The organism is Saccharicrinis sp. 156, from assembly GCF_050589685.1.
In the GTDB taxonomy this organism is placed as follows: domain Bacteria; phylum Bacteroidota; class Bacteroidia; order Bacteroidales; family Marinilabiliaceae; genus Saccharicrinis.
Map to the genome: position 1 here is coordinate 23,806 of NZ_JBNGOS010000027.1, position 26,410 is coordinate 50,215.

Here is a 26,410-nt window from a genome sequence, read left to right on the forward strand (position 1 = left end):
CCTATTGCAGGTTTAAATCAAGCTTGAGAAAGACGATATAGGAACATGCAAACCATTTTGTAAATTGGCTATGAACCAAGGTTTAACAGTCAAATTTATTTTACGAAATGTTTCCATCACAGATTTCAACTTTTACCTTCTGATTACATTAAAACTTGAGCGATTATCCCTACTGCTTTTTTACGGTCTATGAACCAAATGTTCACTTAATATATCTAAATGTGCATATCGTTGGATGTTGAATGCTATACTTTTACAATCAGTAATAATCAAGTATTCATTAAAATTCATTAATGCATACGTAATAAAAATAAGGAGGAACAAACCATGAAAGTAGCAAAAGAAAACATTGAAGTAAAACTGGAAATTCCTGGCGCTACCATACGTCAGAGAACGAATTTTGGTGATGCATCCGGGTTAGGTAAAATAAGTGGTGAGTATTTCAGCCTTGCTGCAGGAGTAGATACCACACCACTCTTTATTGGACTTGAGGGCAACTTATGCCAATGCCCGCACTGGGGATATGTTCTGAAAGGTAAACTTACCGCAACAAATAAGAATGGTGTTCAGGAAACCGTAAACGAAAATGATATGTTTTATTGGCCATCGGGACACAATGTAAAGGTGGATGTGGATGCGGAAATCATCATGTTCAGTCCACAACATGAGCATAATCGTGTTATTGAACATATGATTGAGAAAACCAAAGGTTAAGTTTTTCGGATCTAAAAACGTTTAGTTTAGAAAAAAAAGTTTTCACAGATTATTCATTTGGAGGTTGAGCTACAAGTCTGGAATTAAACATTCAGACCTTTGTGCAACCTCTTTTTTATTATACACATTATGAACTTGGCCAACCAAACAGTTTTTGGTTGGATAAGTTAGCCGGCATAATTATTCTAGTTTCTATTCGTGAAACACAAGCGTTCCTCGAGCGGCTCAAATACATTAAAAAAGCCAAACAGGTTCGCAATTATAATTCCGAACGTTTCTCCAAATATACGGAACCCTTATCCGCCTTTCGTACTATACATTTGTTTGCGGATAATGAAACGTACATGAAAAAAGATAATTGCACATTTATTATGAACCCATTAAAAATTCATCAGCAAATTTATGACAACGAACAAGGAGTAAATAGGAATCAGCTTCTTTACAAAGCCACAAATGGGAATACACAGGTTTCCTACTCCGCCGGAGCCATGGTTACGGTGGAATTGAGTGAGTTAATGGGAGAAGATAAAGAGAATCTTGCTCTCAGTGATTTTCCGTTGAATCATCCGTATTCGAAGAAACCAACATCTATAGATGTACTTCTTGAATTTTATGCATTTCACCAAACGAAAATGTTACATCTGAGATTAATGGCTTGTTTAAGACAAAATGATATATTTAATGTGGATGATGTGAAAAACCAATAATCAAGGACGACAAGATATTCTTATTCAATTGACAGAGAAAACAAACAATATTTATACATAATTGTTTATTAAAACCTGATGTTATTGGCCAATGCTGCAAATAAACATCGGAGCCATAAATAGCTTACTATAAGTGTATCTTTCCTAAAAAATGTCATTATGACAAAGAAACAAACAAAACAAATACTCAGGGTAGTGTTGGCTATTGGAACCCTAATATCTATGTTTTTTGTGCCTTGGATTTTGCTTAGGGCAATGTTAGTGCCACTGCCCGATACGGTTCAGGAACAGGTAAGTAAAGCGGTGGAATTCGAATTTGACGGAATAATCGTTTATGTGGACAAAGCGGGCAAACCCCCAGCTTATTACACCGCTGGCTGGCACAACCGCCAAAGTAAAATACCTGCCCGCCCGCATGCCTTATTCAAAATTGCCAGTATCAGCAAGTTATATGATGCGGTAGCAATTACCAAGCTGGTAAATAAAAATTTTTTGTCGTTGGATAAAACACTTGCCGATTATTTCCCGGAACTTGTGGGCAGAATTGAACATGCGGAAAAAATCACCCTAAGAATGATGATTCAGCATAGGAGTGGTATCCCCAATATTACCGACACCCCAAACTTTTGGATAGACCCACCGATAAACAGTAAGGATGCGCTTGAACGGGTACTGGATATGCCGGCTAACTTTGAACCCGGGAAAAAATATCAGTACTGCAATACCAATTATTTGTTGATTTCCGAACTCATAGAAAAGGTGGTGGGCTATGACAAATTTCAATTCATCAAGGAGGAAATTTTGATACCGCTCAAGCTTAATAACACTTTCGGCTCCATTCATGATGTAAACATGGACGAATTAATGAGTGGATATTATGTTGGCGTTGAAGAGGATATAAAAACAACTGATTATGGTTCAATGGTTGCTACGGCAGAGGATGTAGGTGTGTTTTTAAGGGCATTAAACAAGGGTTCGGTGTTTGACGAAGGAGAAAAGGAAATTTATTCCTCCATTTACGCATACGAGCATAAAGGTCTCATTCCCGGCTACCAAAGTATTGCTAAATATCACAAAGATATCGACACCGTTGTTATTCAATTTACGAATACCACTAATTTTGATGGATACAACTGGCATTTATCGGAAATCCTATACAGGCGTATTGTCAAAATACTGAGGAATACAACAAACTCATAATGGTAAGTTAACTTTAATCAGGGATATATTAATTCATCTATGGGTAACAAGTTACAAGGTCAAATATTGAAATTATGTAACGAGCATCTAAAAGTCACTCAATACAAGGTAATTCCGAACCTTATCAAAAGAGTCCCGGACTATTGTTTCTTGTAGCTCATTTAGCTTTATGGTTCGACTTTTAAAGAAGTAAGAAATGAAAAAAGCAATTAAAATTATCGTGCTAACGCCCTTAACCATGGTACTATTCATATTGGTCATTCTTTCGGTTAAATATTCCCCAACTTATGTGTATCGGTTGGTTAGTCAGAATGTGGCCGATGTTTACGACTACCAATATTACGAAAACAGGAAAATTGAAGGTTCAAAAGACACCTTTCGGTTTGCCGAAAAACCGGAAGAGGATTACGTGGAATCATTATTCGAGGATAGGGTGCAGCAATCTGGTTTTCAAAGCTTTGATGAATGGGCTGAAAAATCACGAACCACTGCCTTGATTTTTATCAGACAGGATACCATTCTATATGAGAAATATTTCAACGGTTTTTCTAAGGAATCCTATTTCCATTCCCAATCAATGGCAAAATCGTTTATCTCGTTTTTAATTGGCGCAGCCATAGATGATGGTTTTGTTACATCCGTTGATGATCCGATGACCAAATATATTCCGGAACTGAAAACACGTAATCCGGATTTCGAAAAAATCACGATTAAAAATTTGCTTGAAATGCGTTCCGGTCTGGATTATTTTGAGGGCCATTTCCCGGGCACGTATATTCATCTTCCCTGGCATGATGAAGCAGTAGGATATTACCATCCCAATGTGCGGAAACTATTGCTGAAAAAAGTGGATATAGCATCGGAGCCCGGAAAAAAGTTTCAGTACTGCAATTACAACACCAGTTACCTGGGTTTGATTGTAGAGCGGGCCACAAATAAAACAGTATCGGAATACCTTGGTGATAAACTTTGGTCTCAGATAATGGAATACGATGCCTTGTTTTCAATAGACAGTAAAAAGTCGGGGTTTGAGTATATGCCCAGCCGGTTAATAGCGCGTGCGGTTGACTATGCACGTTTTGGTCGGTTAATGCTAAATGATGGCAATTGGAACGGGAAACCGATCATTTCGGAAGACTGGGTCAGGGAATCTACGCGCGAAAACAAGGACATTCCTCGTGAAATTTATCCGGCATGGCTTGGTGGAGATAATTGCGAGCACACTTATTATAACTATCAGTGGTGGGGAAACACCAATAGTGATGCTACCGTACAGTTTTTTGCCAATGGAAATCTCGGGCAAGCTATTTATGTTATCCCCGATAAAGAAATCATTATTGTACATTGTGGAAATTCCAATCAATTTTTTAGTGCATATGATTTATGGCATGTTGCAGACTGTATAGAGTATAATGAATTTCATCAGTTAATAACTGAAAAGGGAGTAGATGAAGCTGTTATACAATATCGTAGAAAAAAGACATTGCATCCCGATTATTTGCCTTTTGATAAACGTTTTTTAATGGATAAAGGATATGCTTATCTGCATGCAGGAAATATCTCAGACGCAAAAAAAATATTCGCATTAAATATAGCAACATACCCTAACTCATGGAATAATTATAACAACCTGGCTGAAGCTTATCAGAAAAGTGGGAAGAACGATTCCGCCAGACTATTTTACGAAAAATCCCTTAAACTAAAACCGGAAAATAATTGGGCAACGGAGAAATTAAAGATGCTTGAATGATTTTATAACCCGCGATATGCATTAGAAAGTCTATTACACATTGAAATTTGTACTTGCAATGCTCATGACGAATCTCCAATACATAATCCGGGTTTAATCTATTAATTTAAAACAATATGGATACTGCATTGCTGAACCCGCATAAAAAATACCCAATGGTTATGCCGGATGGTACAGAAATAAAAACAGTGGTTCACCTGAACCAGGTGATTCATCATCCCAGGATAGAAATAGGTGATTTTAGTTATTTCGGTCATTTAGAGGTATTAGATGATTATGCAGGGTATTTAGCCCCCTACCTCTTTCCGTTAAGTCCCGAAAAGCTGATAGTAGGGAAATTCTGTCAGATTGCTCACGGTGTTAGGTTTATTACCAGTTCTGCCAACCACAATATGAATGGCTTTTCAACTTTCCCGTTCCACAATTTTATGATGACACCCAATACTACCACTACCGAAATTGAAGCTATGTTTCAGGTTCCCGGGAACAAAGGCGATACGATCATTGGCAACGACGTATGGATAGGAATGGAAGCTATTATTATGCCCGGAGTAACCATTGGCGATGGAGCTATTATTGGTGCCCGTTCTGTGGTTGTTAAAGATGTTGATCCCTACTCGCTCGTTGGCGGTAATCCGGCCAAAGCCATTAAGAAACGTTTCTCTGAAAAGACGATTAAAACACTTCTTGAACTAAAATGGTGGGATTGGGAAATAGAAAAAATAGAACAAAACCTGGATTGTATTCTAAACCCAGATATTGAAAAATTATGGCAAGTCAGATGATTAGACTATTGCATTGTTTTGCATATACTCTGCCAAATAACCAGAACGTTATATACCTTATCTAAAATTTAAATTTAGATATGTATTTATTTCCCCATAATCTTTTGACAACCTCCCTGCCATATTTTTTATAATAATCTGCTTTATGCGTGTCGCCAACAGCATTATAAGACTCAATTAATCCCATCAGGATGGGAATGTTATCGGGATACTGTTTCAATGCAATAGAATATTTCTCGATACATTTTTCATAGTCTTTGTTTTGAAAGGATTGTTTAGCCGAATTTATAATTGATTCTATTGATTTTAGGTTACTCTCAAAATAATCATCAGTAATGTCTTTGGCCTTTGTTGTGATAAAACTGCATGGTAACTCACGTGTAACTTTTACGGTAGTGGAGCCCGTCAGTATTCTACTTAATCCAGTTTTTCCTGTGGTACCCATCAGTAACAGATCAATGTCGTTTTCTTTAATGAAATCCAATATCTCCTGATGAGCGACCCCTTCCATTATAACCTTTTTATAAGTTACATCATTTAAGTTTACCTGTTCCAGAAACTCATCAAACTCTTTTTCTTGTGTAGATTTTAATCTTTCGTTTTCTTCAGCATAATCTACTTCAATCCAGATGGAATAGCTGCTGGAAGAAGTATAAGTATGTAGGATCGTCAATTCTGCCTCAAAGCTTTTAGCTAGCGTTATAGCATTAGTGACAGCTCTTAGTGAAGCATCAGAAAAGTCAACCGGGCATAATATTTTCTTGATGCTTTTTAAGTGTTCATGTTTGACAACCCATACTGGTATTTGATTTTTCCTGATGAGCTTCTCTGCAGTAATCCCTAATTTAAAGGAATCCTTTTCTGTTCTTGTTCTTGAACCAACCACAATAACGTTATAGTCATTATTTTGTGCTTCATTAATTATTTTTTCGAAAGGGACACCATGTTCAACGATGCTGTCTCTGACTTCTATTCCATTATCATTAATCTGCGCAATTAGTTTTTCTATTTTTGAACTAACGGATTCTTCAATAAAATTATCCAATTTAGTGCTCAGGTGGTCATCAGAAATGACATGCATTAATGTAATCTGCGAATTATATTTTTTCGCTAACCTGATAGAATTTGCAATAACATATTCTGTTGATTCACTGAAATCAACTGTCACAAGTATATTTTGAAGGAATTTCATAGGCCAAGATTTTATGAATTAGCTGAAAATTGATCTACAACCGTTGAATCTTCTTAAGTTACAAATTTTTTTTTGTATCTGTATCATCCTTAGAAGATTTAGCAATTGAATGGGCCGCTAAGGGTGAGGTCAGATATACAAACACGATTATTAGGATCGATTTTAAAGTAACATCCCATAATCTAAAATAAAACACAACACCGGCAACTATCAGCATTATGCCCAGGGAGGTCGCTTTGGTTGTGGCATGAATTCTACTGTAAACATCTTTAAATCTAATCAGACCGATCGCCGCAATCAAAATCCACAAAGCGCCCAAAACTATTAATACAGAGATAAATATTTGATTCATTTTTTTTTGTTTATTAGCTTTAAAAAGGTGGATATGGCCACGGTTCCAATAAAAGAAACAAGGGAGATAATGATAGCAATATCCACATACATGCTTTGGTTTATTACAATACTGTATATAAAAATAAAGCCCATAGTAATTGAGGCCATTAGGTCCATAGCAGCAATACGATCGTACATACTTGGCCCCTTCACCAAACGAATAAAAGCCAGTAAAAGCGCTAACAGCATACATACAAAGCCAATTAAAACAGCTATATCCAGAACTCCGTCAGTCATTTTTTAAGTTGTTAGTTCAATTATCCTGTCTTGCATTTCTTCAATTTCAGCAACCACATCGCTATCTAGGGTTTTATATAGATAGTGAACGAGTAATTTCTTTTTGTCCCTGTCAATATCCACACTCAATGTTCCGGGGGTCATGGATACAAGGTTACAAAGAAGCAATATGCCTATGTCAGAACTTACTTTTATTGGTACCCATACAAACCCGGGATTTGTGTGCATTTTTGGTGTCAAAATATCATAAGCGATATAGATATTTGCTTGTATCAGCTTCAAGAGATAAAACATCAGGAAGGATATGAACAAATATATTTTCTTCAATGCTCTCATTTCGTTCGGTTTAATACTGCTTCAATATAAACGTTTGGTTCCAGCAATTGGTTGGCTGCGGATAATGTTAATTCGTAAATAGAGGCCGCAAAAACCCCAAGTAAAATGCTGGTTAATGCCAGAACTGCAGATGGAAAAATATCACTAAATGTGATTTTGACATCTTTAGGTATAGTAGTCTTTTCAGGCTGTTTCTTCAGAAAGGCCTCGTTCCATATTTTGATCATCGAATAAAGTGTCAGCATCGCTGTTAGAAGCGCCACTGCAGTAATTAGGTAATGCTTGTCTTCGATACCTGCCTTTATAAGTATAAACTTGGCAAAAAATCCGGATAATGGCGGAATACCTGCCAATGCAAACGCCGGGATGATAAATAATATTGCCAGCAAAGGTCTTTCCTTTAAAAGTCCACCTAAATCTTTTAAATAATAAGTCCCTTTGAATTTACAAACAATACCAGCGACTAAAAACGTATTGGTTTTAGCTATCATATTATGTATGATAAAAAAGATAGCTCCTGCCAACGCCAAGGGCGTATATATTCCCAAACCCATCACCATATAACCAATCTGGCTAATTATGTGGTACGACAAGATGCGCCTTGTATCGTATTGAATTGATGCTGCCATTCCTCCAATTACCATTGTAAAACCTGCCGATATCAACAATAGATTATGCCAGAAATAGGCATCTTGAACAAAAAAGAGTGTAAAAAAACGGATTAATGCATATACACCGACTTTAGTCAGCAATCCGGCAAAAAGTGATGTGACCGTTATGTTTGCCGTGTGGTAGGAGGCCGGTAACCAAAAGAATAAAGGAAAAATGGCAGCTTTCATTCCCAAGGCAATAAAAAACAACATGGCAGATGTATTCAACAATATGGACTGTTGATCATTGTTTAAAATCCGGGCAAGGTGGGCCATATTCAGGGTGCCTGTTTTGCCATACAACAACCCAATTCCGGCTAAAAATAACAGTGATGCAATAAGATTTAATGACATGTATTTTATTCCTCCTTCAAGCTGTTCTTTTTTCTCACCCATTGTAATAAGCACAAACGAGGATAACATTATAACTTCCAGCCATACGTAAAGGTTAAAAACATCACCTGTTATAAAAGCGCCGTTTACACCCATAATCAAGGCAAAAAAGAAAATAAAAAATCTGGAAAACTTAGGCTTGTCTCCAACATAATGGTACGCGTAGATGGATATTGCAAAAACAATAAGTGTTGCCGTTACCAACATGATACTATTTAAATAATCCATTACCAACGAAATACCGTAAGGTGCCTCCCATCCTCCTATTTGCAGTACAAGAATACCATTTTCCTTAACCTGAATAAAAAGGTATACCGCAACGATGAGTAACAAGGTACTGCCGGCAATGCCGATCCATTTGGCATAGGAGGAGGATCTTATAAAAATTAAAATTATTATAAGCGTTAAAGGCAGCAATATGGGTAGCGCAATTTCAGTCATGGCTTAAGCGTCTGTGTTTTTCAATTGATCCAGGTCTTCTGTGGAAGTCACGCTAAAAAATTTAGCCACTAATGCCAGTGTAAAAATAACAATACCGAAGCCGATCACGATTGCTGTTAGAACCAATGCTTGGGGCAAAGGATCTGCTAGGATATGTGGGTCAGATTCCAGTCCATCTACAAAAGCTGGTTTTCCGTGAACTAATCCTGCCGAAAGGAAAACAAGCAGGTTCGTAGCATTACTTAGAAAGATGATTCCGATAATAAACTTTAGGATGCTTCGTCTTAATATCAAGTATACACCCCCGGCATATAATAAACCTGTTAATGCTGATAATAGTATATCCATTATTTCTTAATTGAAAGTGTGAATAAAAACATAAGGGTGACCCCCATTACGGTAAAAAAGACCCCAATGTCGAATAACAGAGGTGTGCCCAACTTTATTTCACCAAGCATTGCGATATTTAGCGATAGCCAAGTCCCTTTCATTAGTGGTGCCCCGGTAAGTAAACTGGGTAAAAAACTCAAAAGTGCGCATGTAAGTCCCATACCCATATAGGATTCCGGCCGTACCCTTAACTTTTTTTTGATCTGCTGGCTTGTAAACGCCAGGCTGTCATACACGATATACAAGGAAGCTAAAAGTCCACCGATAAATCCCCCGCCAGGATAGTTGTGACCTCTATACAAGGCTATAAACGCGAACGACAGAAATATTATCTTTAAGTATTTCGATGCTATTTGTAATATGATAGAATTCATTTCTTTGATTTTTTCACGTTCAACAAAGTAAGGACACCCAGTGCGGCAATGACAAGCACGGTTATTTCACCAAGCGTATCCAACGCTCTAAAATCCACTAAAATTACATTGACCACATTTTTACCAAAGGCTTTTAAGTTGCTGTTCTCCACAAAATAGCCTGAGATAGAGGGGCTAATATCTACGCTAATTGCTTTTAGTGCCAGCATGGTCATGATAACACCAAAACTTAATGCAATAATGGCATCCCGTATTTTGGTGGAAAGACCTGACAGTTTAGTGAATTTTGGCAATCTCCTCAATGCAAGCACAAACATTACTACCATTAGGGTTTCTATAATAATTTGAGTTATTGCCAAATCAACTGCGCTGTAATACAGATATATAAGTGAAATGCCATAACCTGTTACCGCCAGTGCTGTTACTGTGAAAATGCTGTTTTTTGAGAACACACTCATCAGGGCCGAAAATGTTATGATGACCACTAAGCCAGAGATGTAAAAAGGACGTAGCGTAAAAGAAGAGTTTGTTTCCCACCCCCTGGTCATAAACAATTGAAACGATAGAAGCACTGAAGTGAAAATGATAATGGTAATTATGTAATAACGGTTGTATCCATGCTGAATAAAATGAGTGTTTTTAGCGGAAAAATCAATGAATTTATTGATTCCAGTTGAAAAAACCCGGGTGAAATTGATCGAGAATAAGCGGTTGTTTATTCGTTGCCAGCCCTTAATAATCCGCTTGTTCTTATACATGAGGATAAAAAGAAGGCTGCCCAACAGAACGGTAAACACACTAAGTAATAGTATCATATTAAACCCATGCCATAATTTCAATTCTATCTGTATTTTATCAGCAAGGATAGTGCTTATTGCCGGTTCTATAATTGTAGTGAGCACATCAGGAAACAGTCCCAATCCTAAGCTCAGCAAAGCAAGAATACCGGGGCTAAACAAAAGCATGTTGTAGTTACCTTTGGCTATTTTGGTATCAGGTTTTGATTGACCTAGAAACACTTTGAATAAAAGCAGGAATGAAACAGCTACCATAAAAACATTAGTTAATACACCTAGGAATACCAGAAGGGAAGAAATCCATGGCGAATCAATCTTAGCTTCATAAATCAGCTCCTTGCCAATAAAACCAAGCATCGGGGGCAAACCAGCCATGGATAACAAGGCGATCAACGCAATAATAAATCCCCATGGGGTTACCTTAATTAACCCACCAAAATGATCAATTACCCTTGTTCCGGTTAGTTTTGTGAGAAAACCGGCAAGCATAAAAAGGGCTGCTTTGTAAAAAGCGTGAACAAATAGAAAAACCAACGCTGCTTTTACCGACAATGGAGTATCCATGCCCAGCAGTAACGTAAGGATACCGAGTGCACTAATTGTAGTATAAGCTAAGATTAGTTTAATATCGATTTGTGTAATTGCTAAATACGCACCGGTCAGCATGGTTAAAGCACCTATTAAAGGCACAATTTGTGTCCACTCCGCAGTGGCACCTAAAATAGGATATAAGCGGGCCAATAAAAAAATCCCGGCTTTTACCATCGTGGCCGAATGAAGGTATGCGCTCACAGGAGTAGGTGCTTGCATTGCCCCAAGTAGCCAAAAGTGAAACGGAAACTGAGCAGATTTGGTGAAAATGCCTATCAGGACTAAAATCAGAGCTGGTAAATAATTACTACTGTTCCGGATCAGATGGGCTTTGTCTAACCAATCCGTCAACGAATAACTTTCAGCAACGCTGCCAATCAGAATGATACCCGCAAGCAAGCACAATCCTCCAAAACCGGTTACGAATAGTGATTGGAAGGCAGCCTTCTGTGCTTGTTCATTCTCATTAAAAAAGCTGATTAACAGATAGGATAAAATACTTGTTAATTCCCAAAAAATAAACAGCTGAATAAAATTAGAGGAGAGTACCAAACCTACCATGGAACCACTAAAAAGAACCAGATAAAAGTAAAACTTTGTTGTTCCGGTGTAGTTTTTTATATAGGTTCTGGCATATATGAAAATCAGGATACCTATAAAGGTAATCAACAAAGTGAAAATCATACTCAATCCATCAAGAGTGAATTCAAGATCCAGCCCCAGGTGTGAGATCCATTCCACAGATATGGTTAAAATTTTTCCCGCAGAAATAATTGGCAATTGAAATATAAAGTACCCGAAAATACCCAATTGTACCCATGTGATCAAAAGAGGCTTATATTTTGATAGCTTGTTGGGTATCAAAAACAAACCGAAGGCCAACACCAAATATAAAATCAGGATGATAAGCATACTTCATAATTTTAACGCTATCTGTATTAACAATAAGAGATATCATTTCAGATTAAATCCAAATTCTTTTCATCACATATATTGTGATTATTTTATTGATACTTTCTAATTTAAGGCTATTTTTTATTTTAATCATCTTATTCACTACTTTTTTGGTGAAATCGGTTTTAAAAGGAATGGTATTTACGATTGTCAGAGAATTTTAGTGCCTAAGCTTGTTCATCTTTTACTTATCCGCCTCACAAGTGCGGGGCAGAGTTTGCTTAAAAAAGAACGGTTAGGTTTTATCTGTCCCGGGTGAGTAAGGAGTAGATGGTTTACTTCTTGTTTCCTAAATTATTTCTTTGCGATCAGTAAAAAGATACTTGTCCTATTAGGTTCGGGATTATAATACAGAACCACAACATCATTATTCGGAACATTTCTTCTGCTCCCGCTCCATACTTTTACATCGTACTTTTTAATAATCCATAATAGCAGATATGATGAAGTCAAATAATAAAATGAAAGCAATAGTGGCAACCGGTTACGGTAGCCCGGAGGTTCTGAAGTTAAGGCAAGTGGATAAACCCGTTCCTAAAGCAAATGAGGTTCTGGTAAAAGTATTGGCATCTTCCGCAACTGCGGCAGATGGCATGATGCGAACCGGAAAACCTTTTATTGCCCGTATGTTTACCGGCCTTAGAAAACCCAAGCATCCGATTCCGGGAACCGGTTTTGCCGGTATTGTGGAGACCACAGGGGAAAACGTTACAACTTTTCATGCCGGAGATAAAGTTTTTGGAGAAACCACCCTGGGATTCGGTACCAATGCCGAATATATTGCTGTCCCCGAAAACGGAGTTATTCTTCTACTACCCGAAACCCTGCGCTTCACCGAAGCAACTACTGTTTGCGATGGACACCTGACGTCCGTTAATTTTTTAATGAACATTGCACTTGTTAAACCGGGTCAAAAGGTTTTGATAAATGGGGCTTCAGGCAGCCTGGGAAGTGCAGCGGTTCAGTTAGCAAAATATTACGGTGCCGAGGTAACCGGAGTTTGCAGTAAACGAAACGTTGGTTTGGTTAAGTCTTTGGGAGCTGATTTTGTGATTGATTACACGAAAGAAGACTTTACATTAAAGAACAAACAATATGATATTGTATATGATACAGTTGGAAAACTATCCTACCACAAAAGCAAAAAAGCACTGACTAAGAATGGACAGTTTATTTCTCCCGTTTTGAAATTCTCACTTTTGCTTCAAATGCTTTGGACTTCATTATACGGTTCAAAAAAGGCAAAATTTGGTGCTACGGGATTGCGCTCTGCTATTGAATTAAGGCAATTACTAACAGAATTGGTTGAAATTTTCAAAGAAGGTAAAATTACCACAATAATCGATCGCCAATTTCCGCTCGAAAAATTAGAAGAAGCACATAAATACATAGCCACAGGTCATAAAAAAGGAAACGTTGTAATTATTCATCAACTTGAAAGCCAATAGCCATGATAGAGTCAGGAAAAGCTGCCATAGTAGCACTTACGCTCAACAAATCATCTCGGATGACAAAAACTTCTCTCGGACGATTAGTTTCTTCTATCGGGCTGGTAATAACTCCTCTCGGGCAGCATAAAAGTCCTCTCGGACGGGTGTTACTATCTCTCGGGTATCCTAAAACTCCGCTCGGACACCCCATACCCTCTCTCGGACAACATCAATGTGCTCTCGGATATTAACCGCAGAGGAAAGGGCGCAAAGTTTAACCGCAGGGTTCGCAAAGATGTTTTCACAGCGACCTTGGCGCAACCTTGGCGACTTGGCGGTTCCCTTTTTTAACCGCGGAGTGCACAGAGAAAGAATAATGAACTGAAAAAAAGAAATCCAAGGTTAACCATTTCTTCTTCTGTGTTGAATTCGAATCAAAAAGCCACCGTATAAAATTTATACAGTGGCTTTTGATTTTTAACTAAACCTAACTTTAAACTATTAACTATGAGTTGAATCAAATATAGTAACTTTTTAAATGAATGTCAAGTTTTGAATACCTGGCTTAAATAAAACTTTGAAATAAAACGATAAAAATAATGTATTCTGGGTAAATCAATTGAAAGACGGCTAGAGGACGGAAGAAATCTTATTTACGGTGTTAATGATATCGTATCCATAAAAGAATTTAAGGGTGAGGGAAAGCTATATAACACAAATGTTAAAAGCAATACTCCTGCGGCAAATCAACTTTTTTAGGACGGGATATATAACTGTTTTATTTTAAGAAAGTATTGACATTGGGTTGAATGTATATGAAATTGCAATGATACTTCAAAATCTATTTAGTTATGGGCAAAAAAAACCAATCAAATCCAAAAAAACCTTTGTGGGAAGAAAATCTATCAAGCTTATTAGCAGTAAATACGGATAAAATGAATTTTCAGCAAAACATGTGTTTTCAAATGCAAAATTGGGCCATAGGTATTACCGCAGCCATCATTGGATTTTCATGGAAAATGGAAGATCATTCAATCTTTATTATTGCGCATATTGTATTGCTCTTTACATTAGGTTTATTCATATGGGAAAGATCAAATTGGATGTTATACTTCTTTGTTTTTCAAGAAAGGGTAAGGTTAACAGAAAGGTGTATTCTTGGCAGGGAACTTGATGAAATAGAAGGACATGAAAAAACATTAAAAAAGGATCAGGATTATTATTATAGGTATTACTATTATTCGGGAAAAGAATATAACCAATTGCATAAAAGTAAAATAATTAATTTTATATGTGGCGGGGAGGTTTCCAAGAATAAGGTGAAACGGAAAATAATCCTGAAGATAGGTTTCAATAAATTCTATTTGTTTCTGGTGACTATGACAATTCTTTCCTTGTTGTATTATGTATGCACTTATTGTATTGCATTTAACTGGATACTAAGAATTAAAAACTAAATAAATTCATGCTGGTCTATCAAATATTCATCGATCGCTTTAATGAATTAAGTATAAAGAGCAACAGCGCCGATTTTTTAGGGGGTACTCTTAGTGGTATCTGCGCTAAGCTTGACTACCTGATAGACCTGGGCATAAATACAATATGGCTTTCCCCTTTTTATGAAACCATTGCTTATCATGGTTACCACATCACGGATTTTAAAAAGGTGGATCCTCACTTTGGCAGCCATAAGGATTTTGAAAAGCTGGTAAAAAAGGCTAAAAAACATAACCTAAAAATTATTGTCGATTTTGTGCCAAATCACTGCTCTGCACAACATCCATTTTTTCAAGACGCTATCATCCATGAAAATAGCAAATACCGGAATTGGTTTATATTTAAGGATTGGCCAAACAACTATTTGTGTTTTTTAGATGTTAAAGTGTTGCCTAAAATAAACCTGGATCATCCGGCAGCCAGAGAATACATGATAGCGGTAGCGCATTACTGGATGTCCTTCGGTATTGATGGGTTTAGGATAGATCATGTGATTGGCCCTTCCCATGATTTTTGGAAGGAATTTAAAATTGAAATTGTAGATAAATATCCAGAGGCTATTTTTATAGGAGAGGCATGGGCAGATGGATTAAAATGGTCGCACTTTAAAACCTTGGGATTAAAAAACAAGACGATAAGAAAATGCTTTGGCGTTTCGCAGGAGAAGGTTCAATTGGAATATCACAATGAATTGTCAGGAGTGCTCGATTTTGCGCTCAATAAAATCATTGTTGATGCAGTAAAGAAAAAGAGAGATATCCTGACGGATAAAAAACTAAAAGCTAAGATTGAAAAACATTTTAGTCAGGTTCCCAAAGACTACTTAATGCTTACTTTCCTGGATAATCATGATATGGATAGGTTTCTGCGACACTGCGATGGAAATATTCAAATATTACTTAACGCATTTGAATTACTCTTTTCCTTAGATCATCCGGTTGTTATCTATAATGGAACAGAGAACTGTTCTTACAATAAAACACCCGTTTCTCCATCTCACCCTCAATCAGACTTACAGGTGAGGGGACCATTTGATTGGGATAATATTAAGGTAGAATTTGTGGAAGGATTTAAAAAGTTGGTTAAAAAATACAGATACCATTAACAAAAACACATAAATCAGCTACAGAGAAAGATGTTATTGTGAGGGTATAATTTTTTTCAAAGAAAAAGGAACGGTATGCTATAATCATTGGGATAATGATTCTAACTTGGGTCATAACCATGCTGACCTTTTGGATGATGATTATGTCCTAAGACATGGAGTTTATGACCTTGGGGATAATGATCGTGACCCGGCTGTGAATGATCCTGACTTAAGGGATAATACCTCCGATCTGGGTCAGAATGTTCCTGATCTAAAGTATAAAGGCTATCACCGGGGATAAAGTTGTTGTGACCAGGGGCGGCATAGGCTTTGAGAATATACCGTTTTAATGAACTTAGCGTTAAGTTTACTATGCGCCTTACGTTCTTCATCCGGATACCGACATAACACCAAGTGCATATAATCATCCGAGATCTGTCATGAAGGAATTTGAGAAATTCCTTCATGACAGTAGGCATAAGCCGGGTTTACGTAGCGTTTCGATTTTGTTCATCGTATTGGCATTTAGGTGAAGCCAAATGACAATTTGGGGTTTTATGAAAAGATCAGGCTATATAGCTTTCTTTATGATAGAAACCCACTTATTACCAACCTGGAATTCGTTATCAAGTTGGGTAGTCATTTCAGAATCATATAGTACCCAGCTGAGGGTGTTCTTTTCTTGTGATTTGCTTTGAAAACTGATTTCCAGTTTATCAATCACTTTTTCCGTAGATTTCTGCAAATTAACGGTTCTGTTTTGAGTTTTTAACCCACAATCTATTAAGTGATTTAAAGGAATACTACTTTTGAACAAGTCCTGATTGGCCTCTTCTTTTCGTATAAAAAACACTTGGTTTCCAGGTGTTGACATACCGATAGCAAATTGGGCGTTGATATCGTATTCTGAAATTTCACAATTGTTTTGTGTCGCAAAATCTTTTAATTCAGCTAATAAAGCCTTGTTTTTATTTCTAAGGCTCAGTATTGCAATTGGAACAATGAAAATTCCAAGCATAACAAGCCCGGTAATGGCTGCTGTTATATCCATTTTCTTATTATTTATTTATTGAATAAAATCAGACAGTATTGAATAACTGTCAATACATTAGATGAGGTAAACCCGCAATATGCATTAGCAAATCCGGGTTGAAGCATGTATAAATGCCTTTGAAATGAAGAAATGGATTACCAAAAGTAATGGGATGGAAACAGAAGAACCAACTTCCGATATCTTATACATACCTTGCCCAACCATTGAAGTTGCTGCGCAAGGCAGCAATCTACCAGCAGATTATATCCCAGTAATGCGGCATTTAATTGGCTGCTGTTGTCTTTGTTCGAAGTCTGCTGAAAACTAAAATTTGAAAGCAATATGCTGCTTTCAGCAACAGGCACAATTGCGTTTTGAGAGAAGCAAATTTGCTCAGTTGTACCTGAAACCGTTTTTTTTATAGATGCATAGGAAGGTTGAATATCTGCAGATAAGGCAAGAACTACCAGCCAGCCTATTGCCAGTACATTTATAAACCGGTTTGTTATATGGTATGATAAACTCAACTTTTCCTATTTTTTTGAAGGCAACAATAATAAACAATTATTGCTTATTGGTTTGGATTGCTTGTTTTATTTTCCGTTTGCTCTACACACAAACACTCACAAACCTTTAGCAGGTTTTCCTTTTTATCGGTTATTACATTTAAAACATCATTCGCTTCGATAACCGATGAACCATTTGGCGTAAAATATTGCTTATCGCGCTCTATCATGGCAATAATTGAATTTTGCGGAAAATTCAAGTCAACAATTTTCTTGCCAATGATATCGGCATTGTCAGATATCGTGATCTTCTTAAGAATGCTATTGGGATGATCATAATTTAATGCTTCAGCAGCAGATTCTATTTTTTTAGTATCCGGCTTGCCTACTTTTAACCATTTGGCAATAAGGGATAATGAAGTACCTTGAATAAGCACTGACGTGACAGAGATAAAAAATACGATATCAAAAATTAGTTGGGCCTTTTCTATACCTGCGAGCAGCGGATATGTTGCAAAAACTATGGGGACCGCACCTCTTAGACCTACCCAGGAAACAAATGCTTTGTTGCGAAATCTGGTTTTAAAAGGAATTAATGACAAAAGAACTGCTACAGGGCGAGCCACAAAAATGAGAACGGCAGCAATCAATAAACCAATACCAAAAAGCGGAATGATCCGAGAGGGGAAGACTAACAAACCAAGCGTAAGGAAAAGTACAATCTGCATCAACCATGCTAAACCATCAAACATTCGCATGATATTCGTTTTGTGAATGAGGTTGTGGTTACCCAAATATACCGCACAGATATATATGGCCAAGAAACCATTTCCCCCAACAAAGTTGGTGGCGGCAAAGGTGATAAACATTAAAGCAATCGCCAAAACAGGATATAAACCTTCAAAATCAAGGTGAATACGGTTTATCGTAAATTTGCTCAAGCGGCCAAATAAATAGCCTGCCAATGCACCTAAACTCATTTGTTGAAAAAAAAGCAAAAGGATGGACCAAAAACTTTTTTCAGGGTTCATGACCAACGATAAAAACGTAATGGTCAGTACGTAAGCCATAGGGTCGTTACTTCCACTTTCAAGTTCCAGAGTAGGGCGAATATTGTTTTTTAACCTGAGTTTTCTACCTCTGAGAATGGAGAATACGGCAGCGGCATCAGTAGAAGAAACAATAGAACCAAGCAATAAGCTTTCGAACAGACTAAAATCGGTTACCCACCAAACAAAAAGTCCCAACGTAGTTGCGGTAAGCAATACGCCAATAGTTGATAATACCAGTCCTTCCTTGAGAATGGGTTTGACATGTTTCCAATCGGTATCCATACCTCCTGAGAAAAGAATAAAATTGAGTGATACCACGCCAATAAATTGAGCAATAGCCGGATCGTCGAAGTAAATCCCGCCAATGCCCTCGGAACCTGCCAGCATTCCAATGGAAAGGAACAGCAATAAGGTGGGAATCCCGAATTTATAGGTTGTTTTCCCTGCAACGATGCTGATAAAAAGCAGTACAGAACCAATAAGGATAATGTTTTCGATAGTGATATTCATGATTGCCCAAGAAAGGAAAATTAAATAAATAAACAAACCTGCAATTGTCTTTTTTACCTGACCAATATGCTACTATAACTTATTAAGTACCATTGTTACATTGTCAGCAGTTGCTGGCGATGAACCTTTTTTTAATCCATAATCTGTGACTATAATATGTTTGTAATCGGTAATGCCGTGCTGATCCAGTATTCTTTTTCCACAGGCAACGGCACAACCATCGATAACCAATAGATCTTTTTGCTTAAAACCTGCAATTGATTTTTCAATACCTGCACCCACAACTGCCAGACAGTTCATCTTTCTTTTTCCGGCAATTTGCATAGCTCGTGCAACCTTATCGGAGATCATTCCGACATCAGCGGCACCGGAACAAGCCATCACTATTTTACTTCCTGTGCTACTACACTCACATTTTACTTCTGTATTTTCCATTATAGTATTTTTTAAAATTTAAACTCCATACTTATTAATATGTTATTTTCCGAGTCGGTATATCTATGGTCTGCTATCCATCCCTGATAATTCAATGCTATATTCACCCCTTTAATAGGGGAGTGAGAAACTCCGGCTATTATTTTGTTTCCATCACTATTATTTTCAGCAATCACATGATCCGGATCATCATATAATAATTTGTCGTAACGGGTAAATAGCTCAGTCTTTGGGCCTGGTTTGTATGTTGAGTAGAGCGAATAACCATAACTGTTTAAATTATCGGTATAACTCAAATGCTTCATGTAATTAAATTCGCCACCAATCTTAAACTTGGGTGATGGTTGAAGACCTACAAATGCAGCATACATTTCCTCTGTCTCTAAATCCGCATCATGGGCTTGGCGATTGTGATAATAAGCCCTAAGCTGTAGTTTTTTAGTAGGATTGATATTGATGCCCCCCGATAATTTTACCTTACCCGATTCATCCTGTGCAATGCGAACTCCTTCACCATTGGTAACAGCTGCATCAAAAGAAATAACATCATTTACCTGGTAATAGGCGATCAGACCCAGGTCGCTGCTTGGTATTTTCCAATACAAATCCTGAAAAGTTTGTGCCACATATCGCAATCCCCAGAAACGTTCCTGGGTAATGTAATGATTTTGAAGGATGGCTCCTCCCTGGAGTGTAAGTTGATCATTCACTCTCCATTGAAGGCTGGCAAACTTTAGAAACATGGTATAATATGCCCCTTCTTTTGACGTATTTCTCACATTGAACTGATTTCCCAAAGAATCTGTAACGGTAATCTCGCCAGTGGTAGTCGCCCTGCCTCTGTCGATGATAACTTTGGCACTCCAGTCTTTGTTAAACTGGTACTGTAGTCCCAGATGTGCGCGGGTAAAACTGTAGGCATAATAATTATCCTCAAAATAATAAGATGCATTACCAAATACCTGCACTATGGGTTTCAGTTTGTTGAAATCGAAGGTATGAATCTTGGTGGAATCTTGGGCAAGACCGGCAGCAATGGTTACCCCCATAAAAAAAAGGATACATAAATATTTTGGTATTGTTCTCATTATATAAAGTTTTATACTATTTTTTTCATACAAAATCATATGCACCACCGGAACAATTCCTGTGGCAATGGCTTCCTCGGTACTGCAAGTAGCACTGCTAATGGTATCGCATATCATTTATCTGCCGATAAAGACTCTGTAAAGAAATTTTCAGGAACATAAAGCATGCATGGCTGCCCCTATGGCGATGCCTAACATCAAGTATAAAAGAACCTTTCTAACGATATCCCATCCATCTTTAATAATAGACGGTAAACGGTCCATAAATGGTATTTTGTCATCTTGCCATTCTTCGATTTATATCGCTTACTTAGTTATTAGTTCTGTGATTTCCTCAACAGAAGGGACTTTCCCTTTTACTACAACTTTTTCATCAATAACCAATGCCGGAGTAGTCATTACACCATACTCCATTATTTTCATAATGTCTTCTTCTTTTGTTACGATAGCATCAATTCCTGTTTTTTCCACCGCTTCAATAGTTGCTTTCTCTAATGTTTTACACTTGGCACAGCCTGTACCTAACACTTTTATTTCCATCTTTATTGGTTTTAAATTTGTTAAATCCATTATTTCTAAATTTTTGTTGTTCGCAGTTCGGGGAATAACGAACAATTAGGTTAAATTTTTTTACAACTGAAAAAAGCCTTTAAATAGTGCTTTTACTTCTTTCCTGTTCTCTTTATGAATACAATATTTAATTTTGGGAGCTTCAATTTCTCCTTGAATTAATCCGGCAGCTTTTAATTCATTTGAATGACTGGAATAAGTTGACTTTACAATGGGCAGCTCATCATTTAAGTAGCCGCTATAACAACAGCTTTGCTTCGAAAGCAATTCCAACACGTATATATGTATGGGGTGCCAAATTGCTTTAACATACCTGTCCATCTTTTTTGCCGATCAGTTAAAAATTCGCTATTCATCCATTTGTTCGTTAAATTACGAACAAAGATAATGGATTTTTTATTTTCTGTTCTTTAATTTCTAAAATTTGGTTCGGAAAGTCGGAAATTTGTTCGTTTAACCGCTGGCTTTCCCCAATCTCATCTTTTTAATTTTTACCGTAACTAAATTTAATGTATTGAAAATGATACATATACAAAAGTTTGCGCTTTTTTAGCACTTCTATCGGTGAGGTTGATTGTTGAGTTTTCCTCATACAAATCCGGTGAAATGGAGAAACCATCCTGCCGGCACTTGACATTTAAGAAATAAGTCCTGAAATTACATAATACATTTTAACGTTAAAATATGCATTATTCCAGTCTTACTCCCGAAACCGCAAAAAAGCTGAAACTACTTATCGAGCGCATCGAAGAATGCCATATACCGTCCTCTATGTTGGATGAAAGTATTAATGTAGCCACATGGAATATCCGGGAATTTGGTAAAAAGTCCAGGAGCGAAGATGGTATCGTTTTTATCGCACAAATACTTTATCAGTTCGATTTGATTGCCATTACGGAGGTAAGGGAAGATCTAAGTGACTTTAAGCGGGTGTTAAAGTATTTGGGGGGGGACTGGAAATATGTGGTTAGCGATTGGCAAAACGATGGGGGAGGAAACTACGAACGAACCCTGTTTTTGTACGATCAAAGAATGGTTCATTTTACCGGTCTGGCCGCAGAGGCCCAGCCCAACCGCAAAAAGATGGGCGATGAGTATATCAGTCAACAATCGTGGTGGAGGTCTCCATATATGGCCTCGTTTAGGGCGGGTAGTTTCGATTTTATTATTCTGGCCTTACATGCCCGGTGGGGAAGTAATAATGGTCGGCTTAAAGAACTGGCCGGTTTTAGCGAGTGGATTTCGAGCCGATGGGACGATAAATCGGATGTGGTAATAGATGACGATTTAATTGTGGTAGGCGATTTCAACACCCCACGTATCGGAGATAAGTATTATAAGGCACTGACCGAAAAAAGCAGGCTGAAGATGCCCAGGTCTTTAAGTACGATTAAGGATACGGCAGTAAGTGCAGGCAACAAACGTTACGACCAGATACTGCACCGTTCCACCAACAACTATTCATTTTCCTTTTCCGATCATGGTGGTGTCATTGATTTTGCCAGGGACGGTCTATTGGAAAAATTGTTTCCTGATGTAAAGCCTTCCAAACGGACCTACGAACTCAGCGATCATTTACCCATGTGGATTCAAATATATACCAATAACGAGCTGCAGCGACTGGATAGTATTATCCGGAATCGGTCGTCTTAGTCATGCAAAAGCACTGCTTAGCGCCATAAAAGTGCCGCGCAGAGGCATAAAAGTGACTTTTTGTTATACAAAAGAATGTTGGTTTACCGGAGCCAATTATTAAAGCTTCTTGTACTAAAGGAGCCGGTTCTTTTTATACATTAGGGTAATTGCGTAATGAAAATTCAATATTCATTGTAAAACGTTGTAAAAAGAAACTATTAATAAATAGTTCCCAACAAATCTATTGTGCAAGCTTAATGAGTTGATAATTAGTTTGCTTCGGGAATTTGTTTTTTATGTTTTATTAATCAACTATCCGCTGTCGTCGCATGACTATTTTCCGATACAAAAGTTTCTAAGTATTGATAATATGATAGATATGGAGTTTGTATTGTATAGATGCTGTAAATATATTACTTTCTTAAGATTTAGATAAAAGAACTGATATAAAGCTTTTTATCAAAGGATACACACCTTAATAAAAAGAGTATTTTTTTCTTATACATTCTTCTTTTATTTCCCAGTGGGTACTATTGCGCCGCAAGAATAAATCTTGAGCAATGTAAAAGTAGTAAAACGTAATTAATAAAAAATAAACAAATTTGTTTACAATTGAATGATTTAGTAATTTTGACTGATTAAAAAGTTGACTATGTTGCCGGATATAAATAAGATAAAAGGTATTCACCCAGGAGCCATACTAAAGCGAGAGATTAAAAAGCGAGGTTTGAAAAATAAGGACTTGGCTCTTATGGTAGATGAGCATGCGCAAACAATTAGTGCCATATTGAAGGAAAAAAGAAGTATAAACCCTAAACTATCTATACGGTTGGGAAAACAACTAGGTGTGGAAGAAGATTATTTTATGCTTTTACAAGCCAGTTATGATGTTAAAAAGGCTTACCAGGAAACGAGCAATAAATTATTCCCTAATCCTAAATCAATTAGAAAGGCTATTTTTTGGGACACCGATTTTGATAAGATAGATTGGTTGAAAAATAAGAGAGCTATTATAAAACGTATTTTCGAAAGGGGAAATGAGCTTGAAATTAATGAAATATTAAACTTTTATGGCACTAAAGAAGTAAGAAATGAAATACGTAATATAGGAAGCAGTTATTTGGATTCATTTAGCAAGAATGTTGCAAAATATTTACATTAGTTATGACCATCCATAAAGAAACAGTTTCAGTTTTACTTTGGGATACGCTTAAAAAATTAATGCAGTTTAAAGAACTGGATACTTTCCGGTTGGTAGGAGGGACGTCTTTAAGTTTGCTTCTTGGTCATAGAATTTCTGTTGACATTGATTTATTTACAGATGCGGAGTATAAGTCAATTGATTTTGATAAGATTGACAATCTATTTGAAACAAACTTTAAGTATGTCGATTATTGCTTTGGTGGTAATGATAGCATGGGAAAATCATATCTTATTGGCGATAAAAAAGAAGAAACCATAAAAGTTGATTTGTTTTATACTGATCCGTTTCAATATCCAATTCTAGACTATGGTGGTATTAGGTTATCTCAACTAGAAGAGATTATTGCGATGAAACTGGAAGTAATTGGCAATAGTGGTAGAAAAAAAGACTTTTGGGATATACATGAGTTAATGGAATCTTTTTCTTGGGAGGAAATGTTGAGTTTTTATGAAAAAAGATATCCTTATAATCACTCTAAAGAAGAAATTATTAATAAGCTAACTGATTTTAGTACGGCAGATACAGACTTAGACCCAATTTGTTTAAAAGAAAAATATTGGGAACTAATTAAACTGGATATAGAAGAATCGGTTGCTGAATATTTAGCTAGTAATGCATAAATTATTATTGCTCAATTTAAACGGTACATTTATTGTTTTTAATAAAAGAGTAACCAAATTGTAAAAAGAAACTATTTTTAAATATTTCCCAACAAATCTATTGAGCAAGCTTAATCAGTTGATAATTAATTTGCTTCGGGAATTTGTTTTTTATGTTTTATTAATCAACTATCCGCTGTCGTCGCATGACTATTTTCCGATACAAAAGTTTTTGAAGATATTACCCAGTACCTCGTTGGTTTGAATCTCACCCCCTGTGATTTCACCTAAATAAACCAATACTTCGCGTATATCCTGGGCCAGAAAATCGCCTGAGATGCCGTCGTGCAATCCTCCAATCACGCGGAATATGGATTTTTGAGCACGTTGTAGGGCTTCGTAGTGGCGGGCATTGGTAACGATGACCTCGTCGTTGTCGACAGCTTGCAGATTAATAGTTTTGATGAGTTCGGCGTTTAATTGGTCGATACCGGTTTGTTGCTTGGCCGAAAGAGGGACAATGGCATCGGAGCCCGATAATTCTATAAACTTATTCCTGTCAAATCGGGCTTTTATTTCTTCCTTGTTCAACAAATCAATTTTATTTATGGCTACCACCAATCGTTGGTCTTCGTTCATCTTTTCCTTGACATCGGCGATGGCTTCATGAATTTTCTCGTTGGGGTCGTTGATGTCGAGCATCAGGATGACGATAGAGGCCGATCCTATTTTACTGAAGGTACGGTCGATACCGATGCTTTCGATGGTATCGGTGGTTTTCCGTATTCCGGCCGTGTCGATAAAACGGAAAGTAATGCCTTCGATATTTATAGTGTCCTCAATGACGTCACGGGTAGTGCCATGGATGTCGGATACAATAGCCCTGTCTTCCTGTAAAATGGTGTTGAGCAGGGTAGACTTGCCTGCATTGGTGTGGCCGACGATAGCCACGGGAATACCGTTTTTGATCGCATTCCCAAGTGAGAATGAATTGATCAGTTTCGACAGCAGTTTTTCAATCTCTTCTACCAGATCAATCAATTGCTTGCGGTCTGCAAATTCAACATCCTCTTCGCTAAAATCGAGCTCCAACTCAATAAGGGAGATAAAATTGAGCAGGCGTTCGCGCAGGTGTATCAACTCATTGGAAAAGCCGCCTTTCATCTGTTGCAGGGCAACTCTTCTGGCAGCTTCACTTCTGGAGGCAATCAGGTCGGCAACAGCTTCCGCTTGCGAAAGGTCCATTTTCCCGTTCAGGAAAGCGCGTTGGGTAAACTCGCCGGGCGCAGCCAGGCTGGCGCCGTTTTTTATAAACAGTTCCAATACTTTTTGCTGAATATAGGGTGCTCCGTGGCAAGAAACTTCCACGGTGTTTTCTCCCGTAAAGGAGTTTGGGGCTTTAAAGATACTCACCAATACTTCGTCCAATTCTTTGTCATGGTCCATTAATGAACCAAAGTGCACCGTATTAGGAGGTTGTTCCGTCAATTTTTTTCCGGGCTTAACCGATTTAAATACCTTATCACAAATCGTAATGCTTTCGGGACCTGTCAATCGGATGACGGCTATAGCACCAGCGCCTTGGGCAGTGGAAACAGCAACAATGGTATCCTTTAAATCAATCATGAAATCTCAAATTTCCTGCAAATTTACGGAATACGCGCAATAAAAAAAGTGGAAACCCATAATGATTTCCACTTTATTTTTGGTAATTAATTCCCATCGGTTAAAAGAAGCGTATTTATTGGGGTTAATAGCTGTTTTATTAGTTTACCTGTTTTAGCTATGGTGATCTATTCCAATGTCAGGAGCGGGTAAGGTCACTTTTTAATTTTCCTTTTCTGGATAATGATCCCAAAG

28 protein-coding genes are annotated in these 26,410 nt (G+C 37.3%); 13 read left to right on the top strand and 15 right to left on the bottom strand.

Translation table 11 applies throughout. The features are described from left to right. The first annotated feature begins 327 nt into the window (after window positions 1-327). The 5 genes from ACRD64_RS16615 to ACRD64_RS16635 all read left to right on the top strand — a co-directional run bounded on the left by ACRD64_RS16615 (window position 328) and on the right by ACRD64_RS16635 (window position 5,156). Window positions 328-714 carry a hypothetical protein gene (locus ACRD64_RS16615; RefSeq protein ID WP_430934579.1) on the top strand — a complete coding sequence of 129 codons (387 nt, stop codon included), beginning with the start codon at window positions 328-330 and terminating at the stop codon, window positions 712-714. Window positions 715-872: 158 nt separating this feature from the next. Next, window positions 873-1,421 carry a hypothetical protein gene (locus ACRD64_RS16620; protein ID WP_430934580.1) on the top strand — a complete coding sequence of 183 codons (549 nt, stop codon included), beginning with the start codon at window positions 873-875 and terminating at the stop codon, window positions 1,419-1,421. A 159-nt stretch (window positions 1,422-1,580) separates the two neighbouring features. Then, window positions 1,581-2,621, top strand: coding sequence for a serine hydrolase domain-containing protein (locus ACRD64_RS16625; RefSeq protein WP_430934581.1), 1,041 nt, complete (start codon window positions 1,581-1,583; stop codon window positions 2,619-2,621). A gap of 196 nt (window positions 2,622-2,817) precedes the next feature. Further along, on the top strand, window positions 2,818-4,371 hold the full coding sequence (locus tag ACRD64_RS16630; protein WP_430934582.1) for a serine hydrolase: 1,554 nt from the start codon (window positions 2,818-2,820) through the stop codon (window positions 4,369-4,371). 116 nt (window positions 4,372-4,487) lie between these two features. Next, entirely contained in the window at window positions 4,488-5,156 is a 669-nt protein-coding gene (locus tag ACRD64_RS16635) for a CatB-related O-acetyltransferase (RefSeq protein ID WP_430934583.1), read from the top strand. 61 nt (window positions 5,157-5,217) lie between these two features. Here the strand turns inward: ACRD64_RS16635 and ACRD64_RS16640 are convergent, their stop codons facing one another. Genes ACRD64_RS16640 through mbhE form a run of 8 tightly spaced genes read right to left on the bottom strand, consistent with a single transcriptional unit; the run spans window position 5,218 to window position 11,862 of the window. Beyond that, window positions 5,218-6,348 carry a universal stress protein gene (locus tag ACRD64_RS16640; protein WP_430934584.1) on the bottom strand — a complete coding sequence of 377 codons (1,131 nt, stop codon included), beginning with the start codon at window positions 6,346-6,348 and terminating at the stop codon, window positions 5,218-5,220. Between the two features lie 58 nt (window positions 6,349-6,406). After that, window positions 6,407-6,700 carry a monovalent cation/H(+) antiporter subunit G gene (gene mnhG, locus ACRD64_RS16645; RefSeq protein ID WP_430934585.1) on the bottom strand — a complete coding sequence of 98 codons (294 nt, stop codon included), beginning with the start codon at window positions 6,698-6,700 and terminating at the stop codon, window positions 6,407-6,409. Continuing rightward, window positions 6,697-6,978, bottom strand: coding sequence for a monovalent cation/H+ antiporter complex subunit F (locus ACRD64_RS16650; RefSeq protein WP_430934586.1), 282 nt, complete (start codon window positions 6,976-6,978; stop codon window positions 6,697-6,699). Before ACRD64_RS16650 ends, mnhG begins: the two co-directional genes overlap by 4 nt. 3 nt (window positions 6,979-6,981) lie before the next feature. After that, window positions 6,982-7,314: a Na+/H+ antiporter subunit E gene (locus ACRD64_RS16655; protein WP_430934587.1), complete on the bottom strand. Its 333-nt coding sequence runs from the start codon at window positions 7,312-7,314 to the stop codon at window positions 6,982-6,984. Further along, window positions 7,311-8,798: a proton-conducting transporter membrane subunit gene (locus ACRD64_RS16660; RefSeq protein ID WP_430934588.1), complete on the bottom strand. Its 1,488-nt coding sequence runs from the start codon at window positions 8,796-8,798 to the stop codon at window positions 7,311-7,313. Before ACRD64_RS16660 ends, ACRD64_RS16655 begins: the two co-directional genes overlap by 4 nt. 3 nt (window positions 8,799-8,801) lie before the next feature. Continuing rightward, window positions 8,802-9,146 carry an NADH-quinone oxidoreductase subunit K gene (locus ACRD64_RS16665; RefSeq protein WP_430934589.1) on the bottom strand — a complete coding sequence of 115 codons (345 nt, stop codon included), beginning with the start codon at window positions 9,144-9,146 and terminating at the stop codon, window positions 8,802-8,804. Further along, entirely contained in the window at window positions 9,146-9,562 is a 417-nt protein-coding gene (locus ACRD64_RS16670) for an MnhB domain-containing protein (RefSeq protein ID WP_430934590.1), read from the bottom strand. Before ACRD64_RS16670 ends, ACRD64_RS16665 begins: the two co-directional genes overlap by 1 nt. Continuing rightward, a complete protein-coding gene (gene mbhE / locus ACRD64_RS16675) occupies window positions 9,559-11,862 on the bottom strand; it encodes a hydrogen gas-evolving membrane-bound hydrogenase subunit E (RefSeq protein ID WP_430934591.1) in 2,304 nt (767 codons plus the stop codon). The genes ACRD64_RS16670 and mbhE overlap by 4 nt, the downstream gene beginning before the upstream one ends. 482 nt (window positions 11,863-12,344) lie before the next feature. On the opposite strand from mbhE, the gene ACRD64_RS16680 reads away from it, so the two are divergent. The 4 genes from ACRD64_RS16680 to ACRD64_RS16695 all read left to right on the top strand — a co-directional run bounded on the left by ACRD64_RS16680 (window position 12,345) and on the right by ACRD64_RS16695 (window position 16,219). Then, window positions 12,345-13,352: an NAD(P)-dependent alcohol dehydrogenase gene (locus tag ACRD64_RS16680; protein ID WP_430934592.1), complete on the top strand. Its 1,008-nt coding sequence runs from the start codon at window positions 12,345-12,347 to the stop codon at window positions 13,350-13,352. An 833-nt stretch (window positions 13,353-14,185) separates the two neighbouring features. After that, window positions 14,186-14,791 (top strand): DUF2270 domain-containing protein, encoded by a 606-nt coding sequence (locus ACRD64_RS16685; RefSeq protein ID WP_430934593.1) that lies wholly within the window; start codon window positions 14,186-14,188, stop codon window positions 14,789-14,791. Window positions 14,792-14,799: 8 nt separating this feature from the next. Beyond that, entirely contained in the window at window positions 14,800-15,936 is a 1,137-nt protein-coding gene (locus ACRD64_RS16690; protein WP_430934594.1) for an alpha-amylase family glycosyl hydrolase, read from the top strand. Window positions 15,937-16,042: 106 nt separating this feature from the next. Beyond that, complete coding sequence (locus ACRD64_RS16695; RefSeq protein WP_430934595.1) at window positions 16,043-16,219, top strand: hypothetical protein; 177 nt, start codon at window positions 16,043-16,045, stop codon at window positions 16,217-16,219. Between the two features lie 270 nt (window positions 16,220-16,489). Here the strand turns inward: ACRD64_RS16695 and ACRD64_RS16700 are convergent, their stop codons facing one another. After that, window positions 16,490-16,969 carry a hypothetical protein gene (locus tag ACRD64_RS16700; RefSeq protein WP_430934596.1) on the bottom strand — a complete coding sequence of 160 codons (480 nt, stop codon included), beginning with the start codon at window positions 16,967-16,969 and terminating at the stop codon, window positions 16,490-16,492. A 124-nt stretch (window positions 16,970-17,093) separates the two neighbouring features. Here ACRD64_RS16700 and ACRD64_RS16705 point away from each other — a divergent pair, with 124 nt between their 5' ends. Beyond that, window positions 17,094-17,279 (top strand): hypothetical protein, encoded by a 186-nt coding sequence (locus ACRD64_RS16705; RefSeq protein WP_430934597.1) that lies wholly within the window; start codon window positions 17,094-17,096, stop codon window positions 17,277-17,279. Between the two features lie 243 nt (window positions 17,280-17,522). Here ACRD64_RS16705 and ACRD64_RS16710 read toward each other — a convergent pair whose 3' ends face one another. The 5 genes from ACRD64_RS16710 to ACRD64_RS16730 all read right to left on the bottom strand — a co-directional run bounded on the left by ACRD64_RS16710 (window position 17,523) and on the right by ACRD64_RS16730 (window position 21,433). Next, complete coding sequence (locus ACRD64_RS16710) at window positions 17,523-19,019, bottom strand: potassium/proton antiporter (RefSeq protein ID WP_430934598.1); 1,497 nt, start codon at window positions 19,017-19,019, stop codon at window positions 17,523-17,525. 72 nt (window positions 19,020-19,091) lie between these two features. After that, the gene (locus ACRD64_RS16715) at window positions 19,092-19,454 is read right to left on the bottom strand and encodes a putative zinc-binding protein (RefSeq protein WP_430934599.1); all 363 of its coding nucleotides are present in this window, start codon (window positions 19,452-19,454) and stop codon (window positions 19,092-19,094) included. Window positions 19,455-19,465: 11 nt separating this feature from the next. Beyond that, window positions 19,466-20,542 (bottom strand): hypothetical protein, encoded by a 1,077-nt coding sequence (locus tag ACRD64_RS16720; RefSeq protein ID WP_430934600.1) that lies wholly within the window; start codon window positions 20,540-20,542, stop codon window positions 19,466-19,468. Between the two features lie 306 nt (window positions 20,543-20,848). Beyond that, a complete protein-coding gene (locus ACRD64_RS16725; protein ID WP_430934601.1) occupies window positions 20,849-21,112 on the bottom strand; it encodes a thioredoxin family protein in 264 nt (87 codons plus the stop codon). Window positions 21,113-21,172: 60 nt separating this feature from the next. Continuing rightward, window positions 21,173-21,433, bottom strand: coding sequence for a transcriptional regulator (locus tag ACRD64_RS16730; RefSeq protein WP_430934602.1), 261 nt, complete (start codon window positions 21,431-21,433; stop codon window positions 21,173-21,175). A gap of 363 nt (window positions 21,434-21,796) precedes the next feature. Between ACRD64_RS16730 and ACRD64_RS16735 the strand changes: the two genes are divergently transcribed. From ACRD64_RS16735 to ACRD64_RS16745, 3 genes are all read left to right on the top strand, one after another. Then, a complete protein-coding gene (locus ACRD64_RS16735) occupies window positions 21,797-22,765 on the top strand; it encodes an endonuclease/exonuclease/phosphatase family protein (protein WP_430934603.1) in 969 nt (322 codons plus the stop codon). Between the two features lie 634 nt (window positions 22,766-23,399). Continuing rightward, on the top strand, window positions 23,400-23,909 hold the full coding sequence (locus ACRD64_RS16740; RefSeq protein ID WP_430934604.1) for a HigA family addiction module antitoxin: 510 nt from the start codon (window positions 23,400-23,402) through the stop codon (window positions 23,907-23,909). 2 nt (window positions 23,910-23,911) lie between these two features. Then, window positions 23,912-24,571, top strand: a complete 660-nt coding sequence (locus ACRD64_RS16745; RefSeq protein ID WP_430934605.1) for a nucleotidyl transferase AbiEii/AbiGii toxin family protein — start codon at window positions 23,912-23,914, stop codon at window positions 24,569-24,571. A gap of 189 nt (window positions 24,572-24,760) precedes the next feature. Here ACRD64_RS16745 and mnmE read toward each other — a convergent pair whose 3' ends face one another. Then, window positions 24,761-26,176: a tRNA uridine-5-carboxymethylaminomethyl(34) synthesis GTPase MnmE gene (gene mnmE, locus ACRD64_RS16750; protein ID WP_430934606.1), complete on the bottom strand. Its 1,416-nt coding sequence runs from the start codon at window positions 26,174-26,176 to the stop codon at window positions 24,761-24,763. Window positions 26,177-26,410 lie beyond the last annotated feature (234 nt).